Annotated in this window: 25 protein-coding genes; 14 read left to right on the top strand and 11 right to left on the bottom strand. The window is 63.7% G+C overall.

All coding sequences use genetic code 11. The annotated features are described in order from the left end of the window. Positions 1-62: 62 nt before the first annotated feature. The 9 genes from LB552_RS06560 to LB552_RS06520 all read right to left on the bottom strand — a co-directional run bounded on the left by LB552_RS06560 (position 63) and on the right by LB552_RS06520 (position 9,259). A complete protein-coding gene (locus LB552_RS06560; protein ID WP_224602988.1) occupies positions 63-1,079 on the bottom strand; it encodes a type II secretion system F family protein in 1,017 nt (338 codons plus the stop codon). Positions 1,080-1,092: 13 nt separating this feature from the next. After that, the gene (locus LB552_RS06555; RefSeq protein WP_095765926.1) at positions 1,093-2,106 is read right to left on the bottom strand and encodes a type II secretion system F family protein; all 1,014 of its coding nucleotides are present in this window, start codon (positions 2,104-2,106) and stop codon (positions 1,093-1,095) included. Positions 2,107-2,261: 155 nt separating this feature from the next. Continuing rightward, complete coding sequence (locus LB552_RS06550; RefSeq protein WP_224602978.1) at positions 2,262-3,758, bottom strand: CpaF family protein; 1,497 nt, start codon at positions 3,756-3,758, stop codon at positions 2,262-2,264. 30 nt (positions 3,759-3,788) lie between these two features. Then, positions 3,789-5,072, bottom strand: a complete 1,284-nt coding sequence (locus LB552_RS06545) for a CpaE family protein (protein WP_411965673.1) — start codon at positions 5,070-5,072, stop codon at positions 3,789-3,791. A gap of 45 nt (positions 5,073-5,117) precedes the next feature. Continuing rightward, a complete protein-coding gene (locus LB552_RS06540) occupies positions 5,118-5,849 on the bottom strand; it encodes a CpaD family pilus assembly protein (protein ID WP_224602966.1) in 732 nt (243 codons plus the stop codon). A gap of 14 nt (positions 5,850-5,863) precedes the next feature. Continuing rightward, a complete protein-coding gene (locus tag LB552_RS06535; RefSeq protein WP_224602964.1) occupies positions 5,864-7,372 on the bottom strand; it encodes a type II and III secretion system protein family protein in 1,509 nt (502 codons plus the stop codon). Then, entirely contained in the window at positions 7,369-8,181 is an 813-nt protein-coding gene (gene cpaB, locus LB552_RS06530) for a Flp pilus assembly protein CpaB (RefSeq protein WP_224523395.1), read from the bottom strand. Before cpaB ends, LB552_RS06535 begins: the two co-directional genes overlap by 4 nt. A 222-nt stretch (positions 8,182-8,403) precedes the next feature. Then, positions 8,404-8,922 (bottom strand): prepilin peptidase, encoded by a 519-nt coding sequence (locus LB552_RS06525; protein WP_095765932.1) that lies wholly within the window; start codon positions 8,920-8,922, stop codon positions 8,404-8,406. Positions 8,923-9,079: 157 nt separating this feature from the next. After that, positions 9,080-9,259: a Flp family type IVb pilin gene (locus tag LB552_RS06520; protein WP_095765933.1), complete on the bottom strand. Its 180-nt coding sequence runs from the start codon at positions 9,257-9,259 to the stop codon at positions 9,080-9,082. Between the two features lie 345 nt (positions 9,260-9,604). Here LB552_RS06520 and LB552_RS06515 point away from each other — a divergent pair, with 345 nt between their 5' ends. The 3 genes from LB552_RS06515 (at position 9,605) to LB552_RS06505 (ending at position 11,418) form a co-directional block, all read left to right on the top strand. Further along, positions 9,605-10,027 carry a pilus assembly protein N-terminal domain-containing protein gene (locus LB552_RS06515; protein WP_224602962.1) on the top strand — a complete coding sequence of 141 codons (423 nt, stop codon included), beginning with the start codon at positions 9,605-9,607 and terminating at the stop codon, positions 10,025-10,027. 142 nt (positions 10,028-10,169) lie between these two features. Then, positions 10,170-10,763, top strand: coding sequence for a TadE/TadG family type IV pilus assembly protein (locus LB552_RS06510; protein ID WP_411965601.1), 594 nt, complete (start codon positions 10,170-10,172; stop codon positions 10,761-10,763). A gap of 37 nt (positions 10,764-10,800) precedes the next feature. Next, positions 10,801-11,418 (top strand): TadE/TadG family type IV pilus assembly protein, encoded by a 618-nt coding sequence (locus LB552_RS06505; protein WP_224523393.1) that lies wholly within the window; start codon positions 10,801-10,803, stop codon positions 11,416-11,418. A gap of 3 nt (positions 11,419-11,421) precedes the next feature. Here LB552_RS06505 and LB552_RS06500 read toward each other — a convergent pair whose 3' ends face one another. After that, positions 11,422-12,360, bottom strand: coding sequence for a phosphate/phosphite/phosphonate ABC transporter substrate-binding protein (locus tag LB552_RS06500; protein ID WP_224602960.1), 939 nt, complete (start codon positions 12,358-12,360; stop codon positions 11,422-11,424). Positions 12,361-12,494: 134 nt separating this feature from the next. On the opposite strand from LB552_RS06500, the gene LB552_RS06495 reads away from it, so the two are divergent. The 5 genes from LB552_RS06495 to dnaA all read left to right on the top strand — a co-directional run bounded on the left by LB552_RS06495 (position 12,495) and on the right by dnaA (position 18,399). After that, positions 12,495-13,733, top strand: a complete 1,239-nt coding sequence (locus tag LB552_RS06495; RefSeq protein ID WP_224602958.1) for a phosphopentomutase — start codon at positions 12,495-12,497, stop codon at positions 13,731-13,733. Continuing rightward, the gene (gene mutM / locus LB552_RS06490) at positions 13,726-14,616 is read left to right on the top strand and encodes a bifunctional DNA-formamidopyrimidine glycosylase/DNA-(apurinic or apyrimidinic site) lyase (RefSeq protein ID WP_224602956.1); all 891 of its coding nucleotides are present in this window, start codon (positions 13,726-13,728) and stop codon (positions 14,614-14,616) included. The genes LB552_RS06495 and mutM overlap by 8 nt, the downstream gene beginning before the upstream one ends. 46 nt (positions 14,617-14,662) lie before the next feature. After that, positions 14,663-15,436: an enoyl-CoA hydratase gene (locus LB552_RS06485; protein WP_224602954.1), complete on the top strand. Its 774-nt coding sequence runs from the start codon at positions 14,663-14,665 to the stop codon at positions 15,434-15,436. A gap of 304 nt (positions 15,437-15,740) precedes the next feature. Continuing rightward, positions 15,741-16,007, top strand: a complete 267-nt coding sequence (gene rpsT / locus LB552_RS06480) for a 30S ribosomal protein S20 (protein WP_095765940.1) — start codon at positions 15,741-15,743, stop codon at positions 16,005-16,007. Between the two features lie 844 nt (positions 16,008-16,851). Next, positions 16,852-18,399 carry a chromosomal replication initiator protein DnaA gene (gene dnaA / locus LB552_RS06475; RefSeq protein ID WP_095765941.1) on the top strand — a complete coding sequence of 516 codons (1,548 nt, stop codon included), beginning with the start codon at positions 16,852-16,854 and terminating at the stop codon, positions 18,397-18,399. On the opposite strand, the gene LB552_RS06470 is transcribed toward dnaA, so the two are convergent. Then, complete coding sequence (locus tag LB552_RS06470; RefSeq protein ID WP_224602952.1) at positions 18,383-18,601, bottom strand: hypothetical protein; 219 nt, start codon at positions 18,599-18,601, stop codon at positions 18,383-18,385. The genes dnaA and LB552_RS06470 overlap by 17 nt on opposite strands. Here LB552_RS06470 and dnaN point away from each other — a divergent pair. The 6 genes from dnaN (at position 18,600) to LB552_RS06440 (ending at position 24,019) form a co-directional block, all read left to right on the top strand. Continuing rightward, positions 18,600-19,718, top strand: coding sequence for a DNA polymerase III subunit beta (dnaN, locus tag LB552_RS06465; RefSeq protein WP_095765942.1), 1,119 nt, complete (start codon positions 18,600-18,602; stop codon positions 19,716-19,718). The two genes, LB552_RS06470 and dnaN, sit on opposite strands and share 2 nt — an antisense overlap. A gap of 140 nt (positions 19,719-19,858) precedes the next feature. After that, entirely contained in the window at positions 19,859-21,019 is a 1,161-nt protein-coding gene (gene recF, locus LB552_RS06460; protein ID WP_224602950.1) for a DNA replication/repair protein RecF, read from the top strand. A 91-nt stretch (positions 21,020-21,110) separates the two neighbouring features. Continuing rightward, positions 21,111-21,866 carry a molybdopterin-synthase adenylyltransferase MoeB gene (locus LB552_RS06455; protein ID WP_224602948.1) on the top strand — a complete coding sequence of 252 codons (756 nt, stop codon included), beginning with the start codon at positions 21,111-21,113 and terminating at the stop codon, positions 21,864-21,866. Positions 21,867-21,870: 4 nt separating this feature from the next. Continuing rightward, entirely contained in the window at positions 21,871-22,359 is a 489-nt protein-coding gene (locus LB552_RS06450) for a GNAT family N-acetyltransferase (protein WP_224602946.1), read from the top strand. Further along, entirely contained in the window at positions 22,356-23,609 is a 1,254-nt protein-coding gene (locus tag LB552_RS06445; protein WP_224602944.1) for an aconitase X, read from the top strand. The genes LB552_RS06450 and LB552_RS06445 overlap by 4 nt, the downstream gene beginning before the upstream one ends. Further along, positions 23,606-24,019, top strand: a complete 414-nt coding sequence (locus LB552_RS06440; protein WP_224602942.1) for an aconitase X swivel domain-containing protein — start codon at positions 23,606-23,608, stop codon at positions 24,017-24,019. Before LB552_RS06445 ends, LB552_RS06440 begins: the two co-directional genes overlap by 4 nt. Positions 24,020-24,024: the final 5 nt, after the last annotated feature.

Below are 24,024 nucleotides of genomic sequence, written 5' to 3'. Positions count from 1 at the left end.
CCTATCTCTTTGTTTTTGCGCAATTCCGGACGGAAAACCGCTCAACACTTTTCCTGGAAGCTTTACTGGCTCGAGGAGCTGTGCTGGTCGCCGAAGATGCCGCGCTGGCTGACCTGGATGCCGGCCGGTCCCAGAATGATGGCGAACAGAACCGGCAGGAAGAACAGGATCATCGGCACGGTAAGCTTCGGCGGAAGTGCCGCGGCCTTCTTCTCGGCGGCGTTCATGCGCATGTCGCGGCTTTCCGAGGCGAGCACGCGTAGCGCGTGCGCCACCGGCGTGCCGTAGCGTTCGGCCTGGACCAGGGCCTGGGACACCGACTTTACCGATTCCAGGCCGGTGCGGCTTGCCAGGTTCTCATAGGCGTTCTTGCGGTCCTGCAGATAGGACAGCTCCGCATTGGTGAGCACGAATTCCTCGGCAAGCGCCACCGACTGCGCGCCGATCTCGTCGGCAACCCTGCGCAGGGCCGCTTCCACCGACATGCCGGATTCCACGCAGATCAGCATCAGGTCGAGCGCGTCCGGCCACGCCAGCTGGATCGACTGCTTGCGCTTGGTCGCGCGGTTGTTGACGTAGAGGATCGGCGCGTAGAAGCCGCCATAGGCGACAACGACACAGACGAACAGCTTGATGAAGGCCGGCTGCTGCGGCAAGCCGCCGAGCACGAACAGATAGATGGCCGCCAAGGCAAAACCGACGAATGGCAGGACCAGGCGGAAAAAGAGGAAGCGCGTCAGCGGGTTCTGGCCGCGGAAGCCCGCGACCTTGAGCTTCTGGATCGTGCTTTCATCGGCAAGCGCGCGCCTGAGATCCAGGCGGTCGACGATGTTGCGCATGCCGATCGACTGTTCCTCGCGCAGGCCCTTGCGGCGGCGGTCGGCCTCGTTGGCCAGCCGCGCACGCTGCTCGGCGCGCATTTTGTCGCGTTCGAGCGCCACGCTTTTCATGCGCGACTTGAGCGACGTGCCGCCGAACGCCGGCATGAGCGTGAAGATGGTCGCGAACACGGCGATGCCGACCAGCATCGCGATCAGGAAAGAAGGGTCGGTGAGTGTTTTGACGACCTGCTCTGTCACCGGATCCGCACCCCTACACTTCGAAGTTCATCATCTTGCGCATCACCAGGATGCCGATCGACATCCACACACCCGAGCAGCCGAGGATCAGGTTGCCGACGTTGGTGGTGAACAGCGGCATGATGTAGTTCGGGCTCGACAGATAGACGAGGAAGGCGACGACGAAGGGCAAGGCGCCGATGATGACGGCCGATGCCTTGGCTTCCATCGACAGCGCCTGGACCTTGGCCTTCATCTTCTTGCGGTCGCGCAGGACGCGCGAAAGGTTGCCCAGCGCCTCGGACAGGTTGCCGCCGGCCTGCGACTGAATCTGGATGACGATGCCGAAGAAGCCGGCTTCGCTGCACGGCATCGTCTCGGGCATGCGCATGGCGGCGTCGGGCACCGACATGCCCATCTGCTGGGAATCGACGATGCGGCGGAACTCGGACCGGACCGGTTCGGGCGATTCGTTGGCGATCAGGCGGATCGCATCGTTGAGCGGCAGGCCGGACTTGACCGCGCGCACGATGATGTCGAGCGCGTTCGGAAATTCTTCCAGGAAAGCCTTGGTGCGACGTGTGCGGCGAAACGACACGAACCAGCGCGGCAGGCCGAGGCCGCCTACCAGCAGGGCACCGGGCAGCGCCCATAGAGGCGCGCCGAGGAAAAAGAGAACGGCCGTCAGGATGATCCCGCAGACAGCGGAATAGATATAGAAACGCTCGATCGGAACCTGCATGCCGGCTTGGCGGATCTGAACCTTCAGCGGCGGTTTCTTGACGTTGCGATCATTGGCCTTCTGCTTCTCGTCGAGCTGCTTCAGCGTGTCCTGAACATTTTTTCGCCGCTTGACCGCCTCCGCGGCGCGGTCGCGCGTCGCTTTCACCACCGACCGGTCCGTCTCGGCTGTCTTGATGGTCTGAAGCCGTTTGCCGGCCTGCTTCTCGTTGTCGATGCGCGTGAACAGGAAAGCATAGGCCACCGCGCCGGCGCTGAAGCCGGCAAGCACGATGAAAGCCAGTACGGTGGTGTCAATTCCGAACATCGACCGGGGTCCCTAGGGCATTTCGCCGTTCCAAGGAAACGGCGAACCGTCCTGTCTCTTTGCCTTGACGCAATTGCTGACGGAAAGTTACGGCGAAGTCACCGAACCCGACCGCATCACGCCTTTCCTGGAATTGCTTCCAACCTCCAGATGCATCAGTCAGCGCGTTTCTCCATCGCCTCGAGCGCATTGGCGAGGCGCTGCTCCTCGCCATAGTAGCGGGCGCGGTCCCAGAAATGCGGGCGGCCGATGCCTGTCGACACATGCTCGCCGACCAGCCGGCCGCCGGCGTCTTCACCCTTGATGTTGTAGAGCACAAGATCCTGGGTGATGATGACATCGCCTTCCATGCCGACCACCTCGGTGATGTGGGTGATGCGGCGTGAGCCATCGCGCAGGCGAGCCGCCTGGATGATCACGTCGATCGAGCCGACGACGATCTCACGCACCGTCCGCTGCGGCAGGGAATAGCCGCCCATGGCGATCATCGATTCGATACGATTGAGGCATTCGCGCGGGCTGTTCGAGTGGATCGTCCCCATCGAGCCGTCGTGACCGGTATTCATCGCCTGCAGCAGGTCGAACACCTCCGGTCCGCGCACTTCGCCGACGATGATCCGCTCCGGCCGCATACGCAGGCAGTTCTTGACCAGGTCGCGCATGGTCACCTCACCTTCGCCCTCCAGATTGGGCGGCCGGGTTTCGAGACGGACCACATGCGGCTGCTGCAGCTGTAGTTCCGCCGAATCCTCACAGGTGATGACGCGCTCCTCGCGGTCGATATAGTTGGTCAGACAGTTGAGCAGCGTCGTCTTGCCGGAGCCCGTGCCGCCCGAGATGACGACATTGCAGCGGACGCGGCCTATGATCTTGAGGATTTCCGCGCCTTGCGGCGAGATGGCGCCGAACTTGACCAGCTGGTCCAGCGTCAGCTTGTCCTTCTTGAACTTGCGGATGGTGAGCGCGGTGCCGTCGATCGACAGCGGCGGCGCGATGACGTTGACGCGCGAGCCGTCGGGCAGGCGTGCGTCGCAGATCGGGCTCGATTCGTCGACGCGGCGGCCGACCTGGCTGACGATGCGCTGGCAGATGTTGAGCAGCTGCTGGTTGTCGCGGAAACGGACGCCGGTCTGTTCGACCTTGCCATTGACTTCGATGTAGACGTTCTTGGAGCCGTTGACCATGATGTCGGCTATGTCGTCGCGGGCAAGCAACGGCTCCAGCGGTCCATAGCCCAGAACATCGTTGCAGATGTCCTCGAGCAGTTCTTCCTGCTCGGAGATCGACATCGCGAAGTTCTTGATCGCGATGATGTCATTTACGATGTCGCGGATTTCTTCGCGCGCGCTTTCGGGATCGAGCTTGGCGAGCTGCGACAGGTCGATCGTGTCGATGAGCGCCGAAAACACCTGGCTTTTGGTGTCGTAATAGGTCTCGGAGCGCTCGCGCTGGACCCTTCTTGGCGGCTCCGGCGCCATAGGCGGCGGCTCGACGGGCCGGCGCGCCGGCGGCGTGGCCGGCGTGCCGGACGGCGGCGCGGCCGGTCGTTCGGCCGTCATCGTCCCGGTTGGAGCGGCGGCGGGAGCGGATGCCGGCGGACGGAATTCGGGCGTTGCCCGGCTGCCGTCGTCTTTGCCTCTTTTACCAAACATGATCGACTACCCGATGCCGCTCAATCAGCGTCACTTCTTGTTGCGCGAGAGCTTGCCGAGGATCGAGCCCAGGCCTGCTTTCTTCCTTGCCTTGATTTCGCTGCGTCCGGTCAGCACATGCGCTATCTCATTGATGGTGGTCACGACCGGGCTCTTGGCGTCCATCTCGGAGAGCATGCGGCCGTTGTTGGCGGCGTTGCCGAACAGCAGCGGTTCGAAGTTGATCACCGCCATCGGCGTGATGCCGAGCGGTTCGGCGAAATCGGACGCCGCGATCTCGGGCCGTTTCGGCACGCCCGCCTGGTTGATGATCAGCTTCGGCGGCGGATCGTTCGGGCGCAGCCGCTTCAGCATGTCCACCATGTTCTTGGTGTTGCGAAGATTTGCGAGCTCGGGCGTGGCCGTGATGACGATCTCGTCCGCCTTGATCAGCGTGCTCTTGGTCCACCCGCTCCAGACGTGCGGGACATCGAGGACCAGCAGAGGCGCGCTGCGCTGCGCTGTCTCTATGATCTGCGCGAAAGCCTCGGAGTCGAAATCGTAGACGCGCTCGAGCGTGGAGGGAGCCGCGAGCAACGACAGATGCTCGGCGCATTGCGCAAGCAGACGGTCGAGATAGACCTCGTCGACCCGCTCTGGTGAAAACACCGCCTCGGCGATGCCTTGCGCCGGATCCTGATCGAAATTGATGTTGGCGGTGCCGAAGGCGAGATCGAGATCGGCGATGACGACCTCGGACTTGAACAGGGAAGACATCGCCCAGGCGACATTGTGAGCGATGGTCGAGGAGCCGACGCCGCCCTTGGCGCCGATGAACGCGATCGAGCGGCCGATCGGCTCCGAATCCGGATCGACGAAGATCGACGACACGACGCTGACGATGTCTGTCATCGAGACCGGCGCGATCACATATTCGGAAATGCCCGAACGGATCAGCTCGCGGTAGAGCCCGACATCGTTGTAGTGGCCGATAACCACCACCTTGGAGGACGGATCACAGTATTCCGAGAGCTGGCCGAGCTGTTCGAGCAGCTGCTGCGGTTCGCTGCGCGATTCCAGCAGGATCAGGTTCGGCGTCGGCGCGGACTGGTAGAACTCGATCGCGGTCGGGATGCCGCCCATATGGACCTTGAGATGGGCCTTGGCCATCCGACGATCCTCGCCGGCGCGCTCGACGGGGTTGGCGACCCCCTCGGTCTCGCAGAAGGCCTGGATCGAAATGCGCGGCACGGGGCGCAGCGCCTGCATGGCGGCGATGTCCTGCTGCGAAAGGTCGCCGGTTTCCGCGGGCGTGTCGTAGGCAAGATTGCTCATCGTCATGCTCTTTCCGTGACTGCTTTCTTCGTCGTCCGGCGCAGCTTAGTAGGTCACTTCCGAATTGCCGAGGAACTCGTCCGAGATGCCCCTCTCGCGGTACTGGTCGATCACCGCGCCGCGATTTTCGGCGTCGATGTCGGACTGCTTGCGCGGCCCGATCAGATCGTTAGGATTTGCCAGCTGTGCTGCGAGGTTGTTCTGATAGGAGCAGCCGAAGTCGGCGTAGTGCTTGTTCTGCGACGTCTCCAGAATGTCCTCGGGCCAACGCCCGCATTTGTCGGTCTGGGCCCTCACCGCGACGAAGGCGACGCGCACCGGCGCTGACGCCTCCGGCACCGCCGACTGATAGGATGTCATGACGATACGGTTGCGCTTGACGCCTGCCGCAATGGCGAGCCTGGCAAAATCGCGACCGGCGGCCCGGGCGGCAAGCTCATTGGCGGACCCGGCCGGCATCGCGATCGTCAGCGCCGGCGCGGCGCTCTTGTCGTAGCCGTCAAGAAAACCGAGCAGCGTATCGCGCTGCGCACCGGTCATGCCGCGATCACCGGCGCCGACCGGCAGGTCGATCTTCTGGTTCTGCTCGGCAATGACGATCGGATGGGTCGTGCGGTAGTCGTCCGGTATCGACCCGACGGTTACGCTGTCGCGGTTGGCGCAACCTGCGAGCGACGCGGCAAGCATGACCGCCAATGCCGGGACCACCTGCCGACGGATCCTTGCGATACCGGATGCTGTCCGGACCGTCATGACCTTCGATGCTGACTTGGACATATCCGCATTCCCACTCATTTGTAGATGAAGCCCACGACGCCGTGGTAGCGGCCGGCTGGCCTGTCGGTCTGCATGGTGCCGTAGACGCGGTTGACGCGGCCGAGGAACATGCCGGCGCCGTCGCTCGCAGGATTGAAATTGTCATCCGGCTTCGCCAGCTCGTTGCGTGCAACAGGCTTGACTAGGTAAGGCGTGATGATGATGACGAGCTCGCTTTCGTTGCGCACGAAGTCACGGCTACGAAATAGGGCGCCGAGGACCGGTATCTTTGTCAGGCCAGGCATGCCGTTGAGGGCCTGGCGCACATCGTCACGAACAAGTCCGGCGATCATCATCGATCCCCCGGAAGGCAGCTCCACAGTCGTATCCGCCAAGCGCTTGCGCAGCGATATGATGTTGGTATCGCCAAATGCAACGGAGCCTTCCGTCGTCGGCTCTGACACCGCGGTTCTCACTTTCAGGCTGATACGGCCGGCCGACAGGACCACCGGTTGGAATTCCAGCCCGATGCCATAGTCGACCTTCGATGACGTCCAGGTTCTGTCGGCATTCTGATTGTCTGCCGATTTGTTGCTGGTGACGGCGGTCACTATGTTGTATTCGCCGCCGACCTTGAACGTCGCCTTCTCACCGGAGACCGCCGTTAACGTTGGCTCCGCCAGTGTCTTCATGGCACCAGACTGCTCCATGGCGTTGATGGTGCCTTGCAGGGATGAAGTGGCGAAGCTCAAGCCTGAGGAGGACAGTGGCTTGCCCAAACCCGGGAAAGTATCGCTGGTCGCACCATAGCTGATGCCATTGCTGCCACCCCGGCCAACCATGTTAACGCCGAGCTGCTTCATCACCGAGCGGCTGACTTCGGCGACGGTCACCTTGAGCGTCACCTGGTCGTCGCCGATGATCTGCAAGAGGTTGACGATCTTGGAGGTCCGGCGCTCCTGGTCGGGATTGTTTATGTCGACGCCGCCATTGACCGAGCCGCCGGCCGCCGTCTGCGAATATTGACCCGTCGTCGCTTCACCGCCGGACACGAAGATGGTGGCCAGGTCGACGGCACGCTTGGAATCGAGCGGCGTGTCCACCATGCCCGTCAGGACGACGTTGTCATTGAGAAGCTCGACCTTGATCTGCGAGGACGGGATGAAGCGCTTGAGATAGTCTTCCAGCCCTGCGACGTCGCGCTCGACGGCCAGATCCAGGCTGACGATCTGCTCGCCATTGGGGCCGAAGACGAAGATGTTGGTCTCGCCGACCGTCTTGCCGAACAGGTAGATGCGCCGCGCGGTGCGCGTCACGGCATCGGCAACCGCCGGATTGGCGACGAGGATATCATAGGCGTCGCTCGGCAAGTCGATGACAACGGATTTGTTGAGGCCGAGCTTGACGCGCTGCGTGGCGACGGAAGCCGACACGCCGGCGCCCGCGGCTTTGGCTTCGCCCGTTCCCGGGGCGCCGGCGCCGAGCAGGAAAATAGCGATCGCCGCGGCGGCCAGGAAGGGCAGCAGTTTACCGTTCAGCCTCATTTCCTTGCTCCCACCTCGGAAACCTCGCCGGACTTGATCAGCCGCACGGTTCCGCGTCGGCCGTTGCCGTTGACCAGATAGTCGGCCTCGCCCGTATTCTTTTCATGGATGTCGGTGATCGGGCGCAGCGCCAGCGTCAGGCGGTCGGCCATCTGCTGCGCCACCGTGATGATCTCCGCCTGCTGCGGCGTCAGCTCCAGCGTCGCGGTCTGGCCGACCCTGGTCTTCTTACCTTCCTCGTCTTCCTGGATGGTCTGGTCGATGGCCAGCACGCGGATGTTCTTGAGGATCGTCTCGGTGTTGAACCCGCTGCCGCCGTTGCCGGTGTCGGCGCGGCGGGTCATGATGACGTCGACGAAGTCGTTGGGCAGGATGAACCCGCCGGCGGACGTGTCGGCCGATATCGCGGTGGCGACGGCGCGCATGCCGGAAGGCAGGATCGACGACATGAAGCTCTGCCCCTCGCCGACCAGCTTGGAGCGCCGCAACGGCTCGCCGGTATACATGGCTACGCGGGCGACCGAGCCCTTGAGCTTTTCGATCGCGTCAGGCTCGGCGGCGCGCGTGATGAAATTGGCGTTGACGCCATCGGCCGGCCATTCTTCCCAGCTGATGTTGTTGCCGAGCTGGCTGCCCATTGACACGTCACCGGAAAGCACCAGCACGTCCTGCAATGCGATCGCCGGCTGCTTGGGCGCATCGACAATGACCTGAGGCGGCGGCGCTACGACCATGTTCTTCGCCACGTAGCCCGCGCCACCCGCCGCGACCGCAGCCACGCCCAGAATAATCAATCGGGATGCTGGCATTCGTCCGAAACCCTTCGCCTCATGGCAAACCACCTCACCAGGCCGGACTTTGCAGCTGCAATCGTCAAAACAAGGTTAATGTAATGCTTACGATCGTGATTAATTTAAGGTTTACTCAAATTGGATTGAACGGTGCGCCGTTAACAGAAAAAGCGGCCGGGGCCGCCTTCCGATTCTGATAAAAGGCGGCCATTGGGATTGCCGACATCGAGATCGCCGGACCTATGTCGTGAGCCTCTCCAGCGCCCAGACCATCAGCGGCGAATCCGGGAAAGTGATCAGTCCGCCGGCGCCAAGCGCTATGCCATATGGGATGCCAACATTCTCGTCCGCGAAATGGCGCAGAAATCGGCTGTGGCCGGTGTACGTGACGAGCGGCGATTTCCGGTAGGCAAGGATAGCGAGGGTAAGCAGGCCGCCGATGAAAGCCGACGTCACCAGATAGCCGACCAGGTTGATGTTGAGGCCCATCCACAGAGCGGTCGCGGCCAGAAGCTTGGCGTCGCCGCCGCCCATGCCGCCGAGCGCAAAAAGGCCGAAGGTCGTGGCAAGCACAAGGGCGCCGGCGGCGAAATGCCAGCCATAGGTTGCCCAGTCCATACCGGCGAGCGGCGCAACAAGCGCGAATGTCGCCACCAACAGCACGGGAACGCGGTTGGCGATCGTCATCGACAGCGTGTCCGAGATCGCAGCAAAAAGCATGCAGAAAGGAAAAACGACGAAGATCACGGCTTCAAGCATGGATGCGGCCTGCCTGTGGCATGTTTCAGCGTCATCCTAGGCGCGCTGGATTAACGATCGATGAGGCCGGACGATCAAATCGGCCGACTGCATAAAAAAGGGCCGCCAGCCGGCGGCCCTTTTTCTTTCTGTCGAAAAGGCGCGATACGCAGCCTTATTACGGAGCAGTGGCGCCGTTGAGGGTGGCGGCGATGTTGGCGAACTTGGCGTTCAGCGCGCCGCCGAGCTGGGTAGCACCAACCATGATGGCAAGCGCGATGAGAGCGGCGATCAGACCGTATTCGATGGCGGTCGCGCCGGATTCGTCCTTCACGAAACGTGCGATGAGATTAGACATTCGAGAGCTCCTACTCCACGTGTTACAGCACTACCGTCAACTTCTCTTCCGGGTTGATCGGATGGCGCAAATCTAGGGAGAAGCCGTTTCGATCGGCTTAATAAACAGCCTTACCGATTCCTTTCCGATGGCGAACGCACTGCGTGGTTAACCGTGGCCTAAACATCGCCAGAGGTCCGAGTTCCCGAGAAACCGGCGCTTGTGCAATATTCCTAAAACAGTAAGCGCCATGGACGCATGGCGCATCGTGCAGGCGATCCTTAATCATGGCGGGCCCGGTTTAACCGTTACTTCACCAATCTCGTTCATGTTCCGTTGAAGAATCTGCCTGCCGGGAGCGCTTCAATGACATTGTCGAGATTGCTGTTTCCAGTCGCCGCGCTGCTGGCAACTGCTGCCTTGGTCATGCCGGCCAGGGCCGGCGCCGGTATTGAAGTCACCATGAACCAGGCCAAGATCGTCAAATTGTCACGCGGGGCCGACACGGTCGTCATCGGCAACCCGGCAATCGCCGACGCCTCCGTGCAGGACGCCTCGACCATCGTTCTCACCGGCAAGGGCTTCGGTGTCACCAATCTGGTCGTGCTCGACTCGGAAGGCAGCCCGATCATCGACGAACAGGTGACCGTCGTGCGACAAGCCGCCTCCTCGGTGCGCATCTACCGACGCGCCGAAGTTCAGACCATGTCCTGCACGCCCTATTGCGAGAGCGCGTTCAAGAGCGAGGCCGAGAAAACTTCCGAAGCCGAAATGAGCGCCGGGCACTGAGCTCTGCGAGGGCGCGAACCCACGGGCATTAAAGACGGCTTAAAGCTTGCCCGACGAATTTAACGATCATCAAAACCGGAACTCAATGGGTTATCGCTAACCTTACCGCCGGTACCGCCAAGGGGATCGGCAGGAAAGCAATATGAGCAAGGATGCCACATCCGGCGGCGGCATGGACAGCAAGACGCGGGTCAAAGTCCGCCCCGGCTTCTTCAGCGACAGGCGCGGCAGCACGGCTATGGAATTCGCGATGCTCGCCATCCCGTTCGCGCTTCTCGTCTTCGCCATCCTCGAGAGCTGCATTTCGTTCGCCGGCCAGGAGGTGATGGCCAACGTCGCCGACGATGTCGCCCGCCAGCTGCGGACCGGGCAGTTGCAGAAGACGAACGTCACCGAAGCCTCCATCAAGCAGCTGATCTGCAGCAGGCTTGAGATCATGGTGGCCAAGGACTGCCCGGGATTGCTGGTGGATCTGCGCGAATATCCGAGTTTCGCCGACGCCGCCACGGCGGGCTTCAAGATCGTCAATGGCGATATCGTGCTGGTGCAAGGCACCAACTCGATGAATTTCACGGTGTCGCCCGGACTGGCGGAGTCCATCAACATGTTGCGGGTGTTTTACAAATGGCCGGTGATGACCGATTTCCTGGCCAAGTCGATGGCCAATCTGAAAGACGGCAACACACTGCATTTCGCATCGGTGACCTGGCAGAACGAGCCGTTCGACGACAATTGAGACTGCTCGACGGCTAAGCCGCGGCGTGGAGGACGATATGCATAGTGCGGGGGCACTCCGGGGCATTTCGGCGAAGGTGAAGCAGTTTTGCCGCGATCGCCGCGGCATCGCGGCGATCGAGTTCGCGTTCATCGTGCCGGTGCTCCTGATCATGTATTTCATCACGATGGAGGCCTCGCAGGCCATCGAGACCGGCAAGAAGGTCAGCCGCATCGGCAGCATGGTCGCGGACCTCGTCACGCAGCAGCAGGCCGTCGTGAAGGCTAACCTCGATGCAATGATGAAGATCGGCATATCGACGCTTCGGCCCTACAATCGCTCGGATCCGACGATCATCATCACCGGCATACAGATATCCGACGAGGCATCGCCAACAGTGAAGGTGGCGTGGTCGCGCAAGCTGGTGGGCAACACCTACAGCGTCGATGCCAGTCCCGGCGACACCACGACCGTCCCTTCGACGCTGAAAATCCGCAACACTTTCCTGGTCCGCGTGGAAAGCGACCTCGGCTATGTGCCCGTCATCGCCTGGAGTGAGAACAACAACCAGCAGAAGGCGCTTGGACTGTTGTCGACCTTCAGCCACATAAATATGAGCGAGACCTACTATCTCCGGCCTCGCCGGAGCCCAACGATCCCCTGCAGCGATTGCTGACGGTCAGTCTCGGCCGTCGGATGCGTGCCGCACAATGGCCGTGGCCATAGCGTAATCCTTGGACGCCGCCGGCACGAAGCCACCGGAATGCGCCGCCTCCAGCAGATCGTATATGTCGGGCGTCTGGGACTTGAGATTGGTTAGGAAGACCGTCAGCCGGCGCTTTGCCTCGGGATCGAGATCGTTGCGGACGGCGTGCGGGCCGTAGCGCAAGAGGCCTGAGGTCCACAACACCCGAAGCGACGCCCCGGGGATGCCGGCAGCCTCCAGCCGCGCGACGGTGCCCTCGGAACGGGTGGACCGGCCATCGGTATCGGCCGGTTCCCAGCCGAACAGGGCGTCCGCTTCGCCGCCGGCGAGCATTGTCTCGGCCGTTGTGGCCGAAGCGGCGCGCTGCAGGAAGGGCGAGTCCCGCGCGATCTTGACGCCTTCGGCCCGCAGCGCCGCCAGCGGCAGCAGCGCGCCGCCGACGTTTTCGGCTGGCGCTATCGCGATCCGGTGCGAAGCCATGGCGGCAAGGTCCGCAAGCCGGCCGTCGCGCGTCACCAGGACGGAACGGATGCCGACGGCGCCGTCGGTATCGACCGGCGCCACCAGCGGCTCGACGCAGCCGCAGCGCTCCGAGGCCGTGGCATAGGCGAGAGCGGAATAGATCGCATATTGCACGCGCCCGCTCGCCTGCGCCTCGATCAGCGCCGCGTAGTCGCGCGCAACGACGAACTCGACCGTCATGCCGAGCGCATTGGCATAGGCGTCGGTCAGGCGCGCGAGCCCCGGGACGGTGTTGCCGCCGCCTGGTTCGGCAACGATGCCGATGCGGAACGTGCCGATGTCGCCACGCCAGTCGGCGCGTGCCGGCGAGGAGGCGGCACCTAAGGCCGCGAGAGCGGCCGCGCACATCTTCACGGCTTGCCTTGTCGCGGTTTTGCCGCGCCTTGCCATACCTGCCACGCTCCCGCCCCGCATCCGCGCCTCGCCGCAACTATGGCGCCAAGCCGTTGCGGTTTGGTTTCCGATTTGCCAACGCCGCCGGGGAACCTTATGTCTGGCGATCAAGGCTCACAATAAAGATACCCATGGCGCGCGCGTTCCTGTTCGTTCTCGATTCTTTCGGCATCGGCGGCGCGGCCGACGCCGAACGCTATGGCGATACCGGCGCCGACACGTTCAGGCATATTTTTCAGGCTTGCGCCGATGGTCGTGCCGATCGGCAAGGTTTGCGCAAAGGGCCGCTCGCCGTGCCCAACATGATGTCGCTCGGACTTGGCCGGGCGGCGCAAACCGCGACGGGACTGAAAACCGGTATCGACGCGCCGCCGGTCGCCTCGGTCTTTCATGGAGCCGCACAGGAAGTGTCGAGCGGCAAGGACACGCCCTCCGGCCACTGGGAGATCGCCGGCCTGCCGGTACGTTTCGATTGGGGCTATTTCCCCGATACGGTGCCCGCCTTTCCGGCCGACCTGACCGACGCCATCATCCGCGAGGGCAAGCTGCCGGGTATCCTAGGCAACTGCCATGCACCCGGAACCGAGATCATCGAGCGGCTCGGCGAAGAGCATATCCGCACCGGCAAGCCGATCTGCTACACGTCGGTCGATTCCGTGCTGCAGATCGCCGCGCATGAGACGCATTTCGGCCTGGAGCGGCTTTATGAGCTTTGCCTCACGGTGCGTCGGCTGGTCGAGCCGCTCAAGATCGGGCGGGTGATCGCTCGGCCATTCGTGGGCGAGACGCCGGCCACGTTCCAGCGCACCCACAATCGCCGCGACTATGCGGTGCCGCCGCCGGAGCCGACCCTGCTCGACCGGCTGACCGGGCGCGGCAACAAGGTCATCGCCGTCGGCAAGATCGGCGATATCTTCGCTCATCGCGGCATTTCGGAAGTGCGCAAGGCCGGCGGCAACATGGCAATGTTCGACAAGGCGCTCGGCGCGATGGACGATGCCGGCGACGGCGACCTGGTTTTTGCCAATTTTGTCGATTTCGATACCGAGTTCGGTCACCGGCGCGACGTCGCCGGCTATGCCGGAGCGCTCGAAGCGTTCGACCGCCGGCTGCCGGAGGCGCTGTCGCGGATTAGGCCTGGCGACCTGCTTATCCTCACGGCCGATCATGGCAACGATCCGACCTGGCGCGGCACCGACCATACGCGCGAACGCATTCCGGTGATCGGTATCGGGCCGGGACTGACGGGCGGCGACATCGGGCTCAGGCCGACCTTCGCCGATATCGGCGAAACCGTCGCGGACCACCTCGGCCTGGCTGCCGGTCGCCACGGAACATCGTTCCTTGCGATGATAGGCGGCCATGCCTGAGCTGCCCGAAGTCGAGACCGTCCGGCGCGGGCTGCAGCCGGTCCTGGAAGGGGCGCGGCTCGTCAAGGTCAAGGCGCGCAGGCCCGACCTTCGCTTTCCTTTCCCCGAACGCTTTTCGGAACGGCTTGCCGGCAAGACCGTTACGGCGCTTGGCCGGCGCGCCAAATACCTGACGATGCATATCGAAAACGGTCCGGTTCTCATCTGCCATCTCGGCATGTCGGGGTCGTTCCGGATCGAAGCCGCGGAAAGCAGCGACGTCCCCGGCGCCTTCCACCACGAGCGACCGAAAAGCGCGGCGCACGACCATGTCGTGTTCGACGTCGTCTCTCCGAGGGACGAGCGCTCCCGCGTCATCTTCAACGACCCGCGCCGCTTCGGCTTCATGCTGTTTGCCGAAGGAGCGCCGGACACGCATCCGATGCTGGCGGGGCTCGGCATCGAGCCAACTGGCAACGCGCTCGACGGTCCCCTGCTCGCCTCGCTGTTGAAGGGTCGCAGATCGCCGCTCAAGGCAGCGCTGCTCGACCAGCGGCTGATCGCCGGACTCGGCAATATATACGTGGCTGAGGCCTTGTGGCGCGCCGGCCTCTCGCCGCTGCGCGAAGCCGGCACCATCGCCGGGTCGGCCAAGAAGGCGAAAGAGCAAAGCGCGCGCCTTGCCGAAGCGATCCGCTCGGTCATCGCCGATGCGATCGCCGCCGGCGGCTCCTCGCTGCGCGACTATGTCCAAGCCGACGGGTCGCTCGGCTATTTCCAGCATTCCTTCGCGGTCTACGATCGCGAGGGAGAGCCATGCCCCAAGCCGGGCTGCCGCGGCCACATCGAGCGCATCGTGCAAAGCGGCCGCTCGACCTTCTATTGCCGGACCTGTCAGCGGTAAGCTAGGAACGTATCGATCGTCCCACTGCCGCGGAAGGAAGCGAACCATGGCCTATGAAACTGTTATCGTGGAAACACGCGGCAAGGTCGGGCTGATCACGCTGAACCGGCCCAAGGCGCTCAATGCACTGAATTCGCAGGTCCTTGCGGAGGTCGTGGCGGCGGCGAGCGCGTTCGATGCCGATCCCGAGATCGGCGCGATGGTGCTTACAGGCTCGGAGAAGGCGTTTGCCGCCGGCGCCGACATCAAGGAAATGCAGGCGATGTCTTTCGCCGACGCCTACACGCAGGACTTCTTCGTCGGCTGGGAGGAATTCACGCGCACGCGCAAGCCCATCATCGCGGCGGTCGCGGGCTATGCGCTCGGCGGCGGCTGCGAATTGGCCATGATGTGCGATTTCATCATCGCCGGCGACAACGCCAAGTTCGGCCAGCCCGAAATCACGCTCGGCGTCATGCCGGGCATGGGCGGCTCGCAGCGGCTGACCCGATTCGTCGGCAAGTCGAAGGCAATGGACATGTGCCTGACCGGGCGGATGATGGACGCCGCCGAAGCCGAGCGCAGCGGACTTGTCTCGCGGGTGGTGCCGGTCGCCGAGCTCGCCGAGGAGGCGCTGAAGGCGGCGGCCAAGATCGCCGAGTTCTCGCTGCCGTCGGTCATGATGACCAAGGAGGCGGTCAACCGCGCCTACGAGACGACGCTCGCCGAAGGGCTGCGCTTCGAGCGCCGCCTGTTCCATTCGCTGTTCGCGCTCGACGATCAGAAGGAAGGCATGGCCGCGTTTGTGGAGAAGCGGAAGCCGAATTTCACCAACCGCTAGAGCATGATGCCGAAAAGTGTGGAGCGGTTTTCGGACGACATCATGCTCTCTCTTTGATTTAGAGCCGGATGATTTCAGGTCGACTCGACCTGAAATCGTCCGGCTCTAGGGCACCTTGCCCAATGACTGAAGGCCGGGTCACGACGTGATGCGCTTTCAGTCTCCAAAAAGACCGCCAAGTGGCGTTGACGCGCCGGAAAAGCTGAACTATAAGCCGCACCAACCGAGGCGGCCTGTGGCTGCCCGTTTGTTTTTTGCGCCCTGCGGCACCCGCTGGCGCCCACCAGATCGGAAGAGAGGCATCATGGCCAACACGTCTTCGGCCAAAAAGGCAACGCGCAAGATCGCCCGCCGCGCGGCGATCAACAAGAACCGTCGCTCGCGTGTCCGCACCTATGTGCGCCAGGTCGAAGAGGCGCTGGCCGCCGGCGACAAGGCCGCGGCGGTGGCAGCCTTCAAGGCGGCGGAGCCTGAATTGATGCGCGCCGCCACCAAGGGCGTCGTTCACAAGAACACGGCTTCCCGCAAGGTTTCGCGGCTGGCCCAGCGGGTCAAGACGCTGTCGGCCTGACCGACTTAATCCTTACTCCATCGATGTTGAACCCGGTCGCATAGACCGGGTTTTTTTCGTTTGCCGGCAAGTACTTAAAAAAATTGCTCGAGAGCAACGCTCGCGACGTGATTCCAACGCCAGTAATGTTTTGCCGGCATATTCAACGCCGCTGACAGCGGAACGCCCTCCCCGCGGCAACTGCCTAAATTTGCCTGGCAAAAAATCCGAAGTTTTTTCAGAGACTTACAGCCGGTCGTCCACAGCTTGTTCAGCTCAAGGTCGAGCGACGGGGGAGAAGTAGCTGTCAAGACAATTATTTCAGATTATTTCGTTTCGGGCCGCCTTTTTCATATTCGCCGGAAAAGGGTTTGAATCACAATGGCTTTGTCAAAACGTGCCGGCGCAGCTCCCGATTTCAAGCCCCGTCCGGTAACCAGATTCGTTAAAAAACCGTTAGATGTGGCCTTGCCCTATCCACAGCGATTTCGGTAATGTCCATCCATCGAAGGGACGGGCTCTAGCCCCTGACCCAGCCTGAATCGGCCAGCACAAAATGGCGGAATTCATGACGTGGAGCAATTCCGCGTACGGCTTGGTTTGTCTCTTCGGTGCGGGTAGGGGACTGGCGTAATTGTACATGGCAGTCGATGTCTCGCCGGCGTTTTCGCCGGAGGGTGAGGTATTGACTTGTCTTTGTCGGTGGCCGGCGTGCGGAGCCGGCAGCTGGTCCCTTGCGCGAGTTGCGACGATCGTTGCCGGCGGCGGCAATGGCATCGCGGCTGAATGAGGGTCGCCGGACCAAGGATGCAGGAGGCGCATCCCCGGCGGAAAAAGGGTACGAGAAGACAAAGGGACTTTGATCATGCAGAGCGGCATTGAAAGGGAGATAGCGGGCGAGCTCCCATTTCCAGCAACTTTTGTCGGAGGGGGCGACGTGGCGGTATCCAGCGACGCGGAACAGAAGTTCGAACGGGTCAAGGCCCAGCTGAAGGCGCGTCTTGGAGCCGAGGTCTATTCGAGCTGGTTCGGTCGCATGAAGGTCGCCGAGGCTTCCCGCGGCGTCGTTCGCATCTCCGTGCCTACAGCCTTCCTGCGGTCCTGGATCAACGGCCATTACCTCGAGCTTATCGCGGAGCTGTGGCGGCATGAGGATGCGGACGTCCTCAAGATCGAGATCGTCGTGCGCACCGCAACGCGCCAGGGGCGCAATCCTGTCGAGCCCGAGATCGCGCCGGCGCGCAAGATGACCAAGCAGACGCACACCGCGCTTGCCAACGGCACCGCGAGCGCCGGGCGTGTGGAGCAACGGGCGCCGGCGCCCCGCCAGGGCGTGTCAGCGGAACCGGAGTTCCGCCACAATGTGCTGGGGTCGCCGCTTGACCCGCGTTACACATTCTCCTCCTTCATCGAAGGGCCGTCGAACAGGGTGGCCTTCGCAGCGGCCAGGGCGGTGGCGGAATCGCAGTCCAGCGCGGTACGTTTCAACCCGCTTTTCCTGCACGCGACCGTCGGGCTCGGCAAGACGCACCTCCTGCAAGCGATCGCCGCGGAATCGCTGCGGCAAAACCCGAAGTCGCGCGTCGTCTACCTGACGGCGGAATATTTCATGTGGCGCTTCGCCACCGCGATCCGCGACAACAACGCGCTGACGCTGAAGGAGCAGCTGCGCGATATCGATCTCTTGATCATCGACGACATGCAGTTCTTGCAGGGCAAGTCGATCCAGCACGAATTCTGCCACCTCATCAATATGCTGCTCGACAGCGCCAAGCAGGTGGTGGTCGCGGCCGACCGGCCGCCCTCGGAACTGGAATCGCTGGAGCCGCGCGTGCGTTCGCGCCTCAATGGCGGCGTGGCGCTGGAGATGTCGGCGCCGGATTTCGCCATGCGGCTAGGCATGCTGAAACTGCGCCGCGCCAGTACCAAGACCGATGACACCTCGCTCGACATCTCGGACGAGATCCTGGAGCATGTCGCGCGCACGGTGACCGGCAGCGGGCGCGAGCTCGAAGGCGCCTTCAACCAGCTTCTGTTCCGCCAGTCCTTCGAGCCGCAGATCACCATCGACCGCATCGACGAGATCCTCGGCCACATCTACCGCTCCGGCGAGCCGAAGCGGGTGCGCATCGAGGACATCCAGCGCATCGTGGCGCGCCACTACAACGTGTCGAAGACCGAGCTTCTGTCCAATCGGCGCACGCGCACGATCGTCAAGCCGCGGCAAGTTGCGATGTATCTGTCGAAAGTGATGACACCGCGCTCATTGCCGGAGATCGGGCGGCGGTTCGGCGGCCGCGACCACACGACCGTGCTGCATGCCGTGCGCAAGATCGAGGACCTTTCGGGCGGGGACAACACGCTGGCGCAGGAACTGGAACTGCTCAGAAGGCTGATCAACGACCAGGCCTGAAGGAGCGCACAAACAGCCGGCGGCACGCTTCGCCGGCTTTATCCCCAGAAAGCCCGCGCCGCCGGTCGGAACCGGCGCCGCGGGCTTGCGTTTGCAGGCTTTTTACTGTCAGCTTACGGAGATTCTGAAAGCCTTTCAGAGCTTTCACGGGATGCCGCCTGCCGGTGACCTGTTCATTCTTGAAGCGAGCCTGTTTCGTCATGCGTGTTATCCTGGAACGGTCAAATCTCTTGAAGTCCCTCAACCACGTCCACCGCGTGGTCGAGCGGCGCAACACCATACCGATCCTGTCCAACGTGCTGCTCAGCGCCGAGGGCGCCAGCCTCGAGATGAAGGCGACCGACCTCGACCTCGAAGTGACGGAGGCGACGCCCGCCAAAGTCGAGCGCGGCGGCGCGACGACGGTGCCGGCGCATCTGCTCTACGACATCGTGCGCAAGCTTTCCGACGGCGCGGAGGTGATGCTGAAGACGGACGAGGACGGCAACGCGATGACCGTCACCTCCGGTCGTTCGAGCTTCCGCCTGCAGTGCCTGCCGCAATCCGACTTCCCGGAGCTTTCGGCCGGTTCGTTCTCGCATATCTTCCGGCTGGAATCGGCGGCGCTCAAAGGGCTGATCGACAAGACGCAATTCGCCATCTCCACCGAAGAGACGCGCTATTATCTCAACGGCATCTTCCTGCACACGCATGAGGTCGGCGGCAAATTGAAGCTGCGCTCGGTGGCGACCGACGGGCACCGCCTGGCGCGGGCCGAGATCGACGCGCCGGCAGGCTCCGAAGGCATGCCCGGCATCATCATTCCGCGCAAGACGGTGAGCGAGCTGCAGAAGCTGGTCGACGATCCCGACGTGGCGGTGACCACGGAGCTGTCGGACACCAAGATCCGCTTTACCATCGGCAGCGTCGTTTTGACCTCGAAGCTGATCGACGGCACCTTCCCCGATTATCAGCGCGTCATTCCGACCGGCAACGACAAGAAGCTGATCATCGACCGGCAGAGCTTCGCTGCGGCGGTAGACCGCGTTTCGACCATTTCCTCCGAACGCGGCCGGGCGGTGAAGCTTTCGATCAATGACGGCCAGGTGACGCTCGCAGTCAACAATCCGGATTCGGGCAGCGCCACCGAGGAACTGGCGGCCGACTACTCGTCGGACCCGATCGAGATCGGCTTCAACGCCAAATATCTGCTCGACGTCGCGGCCCAGCTCACTGGCACGGAGGCGAAATTCATGCTGGCCGATGCCGGCTCGCCGACGCTGATCCACGACATGGCCGACGAGACCGCGCTCTACGTGCTGATGCCGATGCGGGTCTAGGCTCAGTCACCTTGACGCAATTCCGGACGGAAAACCGCTGTGCACTTTTCCCGGAATTGCGCCTTTGTCTTTCGCAATTCCGGACGGAAAACCGCTGTGCACTTTTCCTGGAATTGCTCTGACGGACCTGATGTGTCGCCGTGAACTCGGATGCGAAACAGCTTCGGCAGCAGAGCTATGTAAGTAAGCTTGTACTTACGAATTTTCGCAATTACGCGACGCTGTCGCTCGAGCTCGCGCCCGGCGCGGTGGTGCTGTCAGGCGACAATGGCGCCGGCAAGACCAATCTCTTGGAAGCGATCTCGTTCCTGACGCCCGGCCGCGGCCTGCGCCGCGCGCCCTATGGCGATGTGGCGCGCGAAGGCGGCGATGGCGGCTTCGCCTTGCATGCGCGCATTGAGGGGCCGGGAGGCCAGGTCGAGATCGGCACCGGAATTTCCGGCGGAGACGCCGCCGGCGAAGGCGGCAGGAAGGTACGGATCAACGGCGCGCCGGCGCGATCGGCCGAGGATATGCTGGAATGGCTGCGGGTCGTGTGGCTGACGCCGGCGATGGACGGGCTGTTTCCAGGGCCGGCGGCGGACCGCCGCCGCTTCCTCGACCGGCTGGTGCTGGCGATCGATCCCGGGCATGGCCAGCGCGCGCTCGACTATGAGAAAGCCATGCGCGGCCGTAACCGCCTGCTTACCGAAGGCTCCCGCGACGGCGCCTGGTTCGACGCGATCGAGACGCAGATGGCCGAGACCGGGGTGGCGATCGCCGCGGCGCGGGCCGAGCTGATAAGGCTGCTTGCCGCCATGATCGACAGATTGCCTGGCAGCGGACCGTTTCCGCAGGCTGACATCAGCCTTGCCGGCGACCTGGAGAGCGAGGTCGCCGCCGCGCCGGCCGTCGATGTCGAGGAGCGCTTCCGCCGCGCGCTTGCCAATGGCCGCGAGCGCGATCGTGCCGCCGGCCGCACGCTGGACGGCCCGCATCGTTCCGATCTCGTGGTGCGGCACCGGCCGAAGTCGATGCCGGCCGAGCTTTGTTCGACCGGCGAGCAGAAGGCGCTGCTGGTCGGCATCGTGCTGTCGCATGCCAGGCTGACCGGCGAGATGTCGGGCCTGACGCCGATCCTTCTGCTGGACGAGATCGCCGCGCATCTCGACGCGGGCCGGCGCGCGGCGCTGTTTTCCATCCTGGAAGAGCTGAACTGCCAGGCCTTCATGACCGGCACCGATGCCGCCCTATTCTCCAGCCTTGCCGGCCGCGCGCAGTTCCTGACCGTCGAGCACGGCAACGTCGAGCCGACCGGCTGACCTTTGAAGCGAGTTCTGCACCTGCGTATATGCGACAAGGCCGCGCCTTGCGCTTACTGACAAGGCCTCGCCACGGCGATATGGTCCAGCCATGACCGACGCCGCCCTCACCGACGAAGAGCTCGAACGCTACGCTCGCCATATCGTGCTGCCGGAGATCGGCGGGCCGGGCCAGCAGAAGCTGAAACGGGCACGGGTGCTGGTGATCGGTGCCGGCGGGCTCGGCGCGCCGGTGCTCGAATATCTTGCCGCCGCCGGCGTCGGCACGCTCGGCATCGTCGATGACGACACCGTCTCCTTGTCCAACCTGCAACGGCAGGTGATCCATGGCAGCGACAGGGTCGGCATGGCCAAGACCGACAGCGCACGGGAAGCGATCATGCGCATCAATCCCAACGTCACGGTGGAATCGCACCGCCTGAGGTTGACGGAGGAGAATGCCCCTGCCCTCGTCGCCCGCTACGATATCGTCGTCGACGGCTCCGACAATTTTGAAACGCGCTACGCCGTCGCCGATGCCTGCGCGGGCGAGAAGAAACCCCTCGTCACGGCGGCCGTCGGGCGCTTCGACGGCTCGGTGACGGTGCTGAAGCCGTTCGAGGCTGGCGCCGACGGCAAGCGCAATCCAAGCTATCGCGACCTGTTTCCGGAAGCCCCGCCCGAAGGGCTGGTGCCGTCCTGCGCCGTCGCCGGCATCGTCGGCGCGCTGACGGGCGTCATCGGCACGCTGGAGGCGATGGAGGCGATCAAGCTGATCGCTGGCATAGGCGAGCCGCTGATCGGCCGGCTGCTGCTCTATGACGGGCTCACGGCCCGCTTCGACACCATCCGCTACAAGGCCGTCTGAGCGCATGGACCAGGACGTCGGCATCTCCATAACCGGCCTTCCAGCGGATTTCGATCGGTGGGACGACCTGCTCGCGCTGATCCGGCGCGCCTTCGCCTATATGGACGGCGTCATCGACCCGCCCTCCTCGGCGCATCTTTTGACCGCCGAGGCGCTTGCCGCGAAGGCGAAGCGGGAGACGGGGTTTCTGGCCGTCGAGAACGGCCGCATCGTCGGCTGCGTCTTCGCCCTGGAACGGGCGCGGGACTTCTATGTTGGCAAGCTCGCGGTCGAGCCACGGCTGCAGGGCCAAGGCATCGGAACCCGGCTGATGCGGGCGGTGGAGGATTTTGCCCGCAAGCGCGGCATGGACGCCATCGAGCTGCAGACCCGTATCGAACTGACCGCAAACCATGCAGCCTTCACCCAGCTCGGCTTCCGCGAGACCGAGCGCACGGCGCATGCGGGCTATGACAGGCCGACCTCCATCACCATGCGCAAGGTGCTGTCTTGAGCCTGGTCCTCAGCCCGGAAGAACGGGCGATCGCCGCCGGCCGGGACGGCGCGGGCATGGCGATGCGCATCGTCGCCGAAAGCGCTCGCCTGCTCGGCGCGCCGCGACTGATCCCGATCGCCTCCACGCATATCGATGGCGCTCTGTATCACGGCGATTCCGGCACGCTGTTCGCTGAAAAACTGGTCGAAGGCGGTGCGAAGGTCGCGGTGCGCTCGACGCTCAATGTCGGGGCGCTCGACCTGATGGGTTGCTCGCGCATCCGCCTCGAGGAGCCGCAGCGCGGCATGGCGCGGCGGATGATGGAGGCCTATGGCAAGCTGGGCTGCGAGCAGAGCTGGACCTGCGCCCCCTACCAGGCCGGACACAGGCCCGCGCTCGGCAGCGACGTCGCCTGGGGGGAGTCCAACGCGGTCGTCTTCTGCAATTCGGTGCTGGGCGCGCGCACCAATCGCTATGGCGATTTCCTGGACATTGCCTGCGCCATCACTGCCAGAGCGCCTGACTACGGCCTGCATCGGACGGAGAACCGCCGCGCGCGGCTCATTTTCGATGTCTCGGGCCTGTCGCCGTCCTTCCTTGCCTCGGAGATCGCCTGGCCGGTGTTGGGCAGCCTCTATGGCCGCGAGGTGGGCAACGCCATCGCCGTCGTTACCGGCGTGACGGATAATCCCGGCGAAGACGCGCTGAAAGCCTTCGGCGCGGCGGCCGCATCGTCCGGCGCGGTCGGCCTGTTCCACGTTGCCGGCGTGACGCCCGAGGCTCCCGACGTCGAAGCCATTCTGGCCGGGCCGGAGCCGGAAGCGGTGATCCGGGTGACACCCGCCATGGTGGCGACGGCCCGTGCCGGCCTGTCGACCGCGGCCGCGACCAAGACCATCGATGCGGTGGCGATCGGCAGCCCGCACCTGTCGCACGCCGAGTTCGACAACCTGGAGCGGCTGATCGCCGGACGGCGGCTCGCGGTGCCTATCTACGCCTGCACCGGCCGCCATGCGCTTGCCCTGCTGGAGCAGGACGGCCAGCGGAAGCGGCTCGAAGCCAGCGGCGTCGTCATCGTCGCCGACACCTGCGTGGTGGTGACGCCGATCATGCCGGACCTCGCCGGCGGCGTTTTGATGACCAATTCGGGCAAGTTCGCGCATTACGCGCCGGGCAACACCGGCTATGCGGTGCTCTACGCCTCGCTCGCCGACTGCGTCGAAAGCGCGGTCCTCGGCAAGCCGGTCTTCACGGATATCGCGGCATGAGCGCGAGGGCCGAAATCCTGGTGCCGGGCAAGGCGGGCGAAGGCGACGCGCTGGTGCTGACGGCGCCGATCAGCTTCTGGGGCGGCGTCGACCCCAGGACCGGGCGTATCGCCGACGTTCGCCACCCGCAGCATGGCGAAGTCATCGCCGGCCGGGTTCTGTTCCTGCCGGGCACGATCGGCTCGTCATCCGCTTCGGCGGTGCTGATGGAGCTCGTCAACAACGGCCGCGCGCCGGCCGCCCTGGTGCTGCACGAGCCGGACGCCATCCTGCTGCTCGGCCTGATCGTAGCCCGTGAGATGGGCTGGGAAACGCCGATGGCGGTGAGGCTCGAACGCAGCGCGTTCGAGAGCTACCGCGGAGCCGCCGTCACGGTCGCTTCGGACGGCGCAGTGACCGCCGCCGTCTAAAGCTT

It is taken from the genome of Mesorhizobium sp. CA7 (assembly GCF_020165015.1).
Taxonomy (GTDB): Bacteria; Pseudomonadota; Alphaproteobacteria; order Rhizobiales; family Rhizobiaceae; genus Mesorhizobium.
This window is presented reverse-complemented; position numbering and strand designations above follow the sequence as displayed.

Coding starts and splice junctions, on each gene's coding strand:
- LB552_RS06555 (WP_095765926.1), bottom strand. CDS start 2,106: ATGTTCGGAATTGACACCACCGTACTGGCTTTCATCGTGCTTGCCGGC.
- LB552_RS06550 (WP_224602978.1), bottom strand. CDS start 3,758: ATGTTTGGTAAAAGAGGCAAAGACGACGGCAGCCGGGCAACGCCCGAA.
- LB552_RS06545 (WP_411965673.1), bottom strand. CDS start 5,072: ATGAGCAATCTTGCCTACGACACGCCCGCGGAAACCGGCGACCTTTCG.
- LB552_RS06540 (WP_224602966.1), bottom strand. CDS start 5,849: ATGTCCAAGTCAGCATCGAAGGTCATGACGGTCCGGACAGCATCCGGT.
- LB552_RS06535 (WP_224602964.1), bottom strand. CDS start 7,372: ATGAGGCTGAACGGTAAACTGCTGCCCTTCCTGGCCGCCGCGGCGATC.
- cpaB (WP_224523395.1), bottom strand. CDS start 8,181: ATGCCAGCATCCCGATTGATTATTCTGGGCGTGGCTGCGGTCGCGGCG.
- LB552_RS06525 (WP_095765932.1), bottom strand. CDS start 8,922: ATGCTTGAAGCCGTGATCTTCGTCGTTTTTCCTTTCTGCATGCTTTTT.
- LB552_RS06520 (WP_095765933.1), bottom strand. CDS start 9,259: ATGTCTAATCTCATCGCACGTTTCGTGAAGGACGAATCCGGCGCGACC.
- LB552_RS06515 (WP_224602962.1), top strand. CDS start 9,605: ATGACATTGTCGAGATTGCTGTTTCCAGTCGCCGCGCTGCTGGCAACT.
- LB552_RS06510 (WP_411965601.1), top strand. CDS start 10,170: ATGAGCAAGGATGCCACATCCGGCGGCGGCATGGACAGCAAGACGCGG.
- LB552_RS06505 (WP_224523393.1), top strand. CDS start 10,801: ATGCATAGTGCGGGGGCACTCCGGGGCATTTCGGCGAAGGTGAAGCAG.
- LB552_RS06500 (WP_224602960.1), bottom strand. CDS start 12,360: ATGGCAAGGCGCGGCAAAACCGCGACAAGGCAAGCCGTGAAGATGTGC.
- LB552_RS06495 (WP_224602958.1), top strand. CDS start 12,495: ATGGCGCGCGCGTTCCTGTTCGTTCTCGATTCTTTCGGCATCGGCGGC.
- mutM (WP_224602956.1), top strand. CDS start 13,726: ATGCCTGAGCTGCCCGAAGTCGAGACCGTCCGGCGCGGGCTGCAGCCG.
- LB552_RS06485 (WP_224602954.1), top strand. CDS start 14,663: ATGGCCTATGAAACTGTTATCGTGGAAACACGCGGCAAGGTCGGGCTG.
- rpsT (WP_095765940.1), top strand. CDS start 15,741: ATGGCCAACACGTCTTCGGCCAAAAAGGCAACGCGCAAGATCGCCCGC.
- dnaA (WP_095765941.1), top strand. CDS start 16,852: ATGCAGAGCGGCATTGAAAGGGAGATAGCGGGCGAGCTCCCATTTCCA.
- dnaN (WP_095765942.1), top strand. CDS start 18,600: ATGCGTGTTATCCTGGAACGGTCAAATCTCTTGAAGTCCCTCAACCAC.
- LB552_RS06470 (WP_224602952.1), bottom strand. CDS start 18,601: ATGACGAAACAGGCTCGCTTCAAGAATGAACAGGTCACCGGCAGGCGG.
- LB552_RS06455 (WP_224602948.1), top strand. CDS start 21,111: ATGACCGACGCCGCCCTCACCGACGAAGAGCTCGAACGCTACGCTCGC.
- LB552_RS06450 (WP_224602946.1), top strand. CDS start 21,871: ATGGACCAGGACGTCGGCATCTCCATAACCGGCCTTCCAGCGGATTTC.
- LB552_RS06440 (WP_224602942.1), top strand. CDS start 23,606: ATGAGCGCGAGGGCCGAAATCCTGGTGCCGGGCAAGGCGGGCGAAGGC.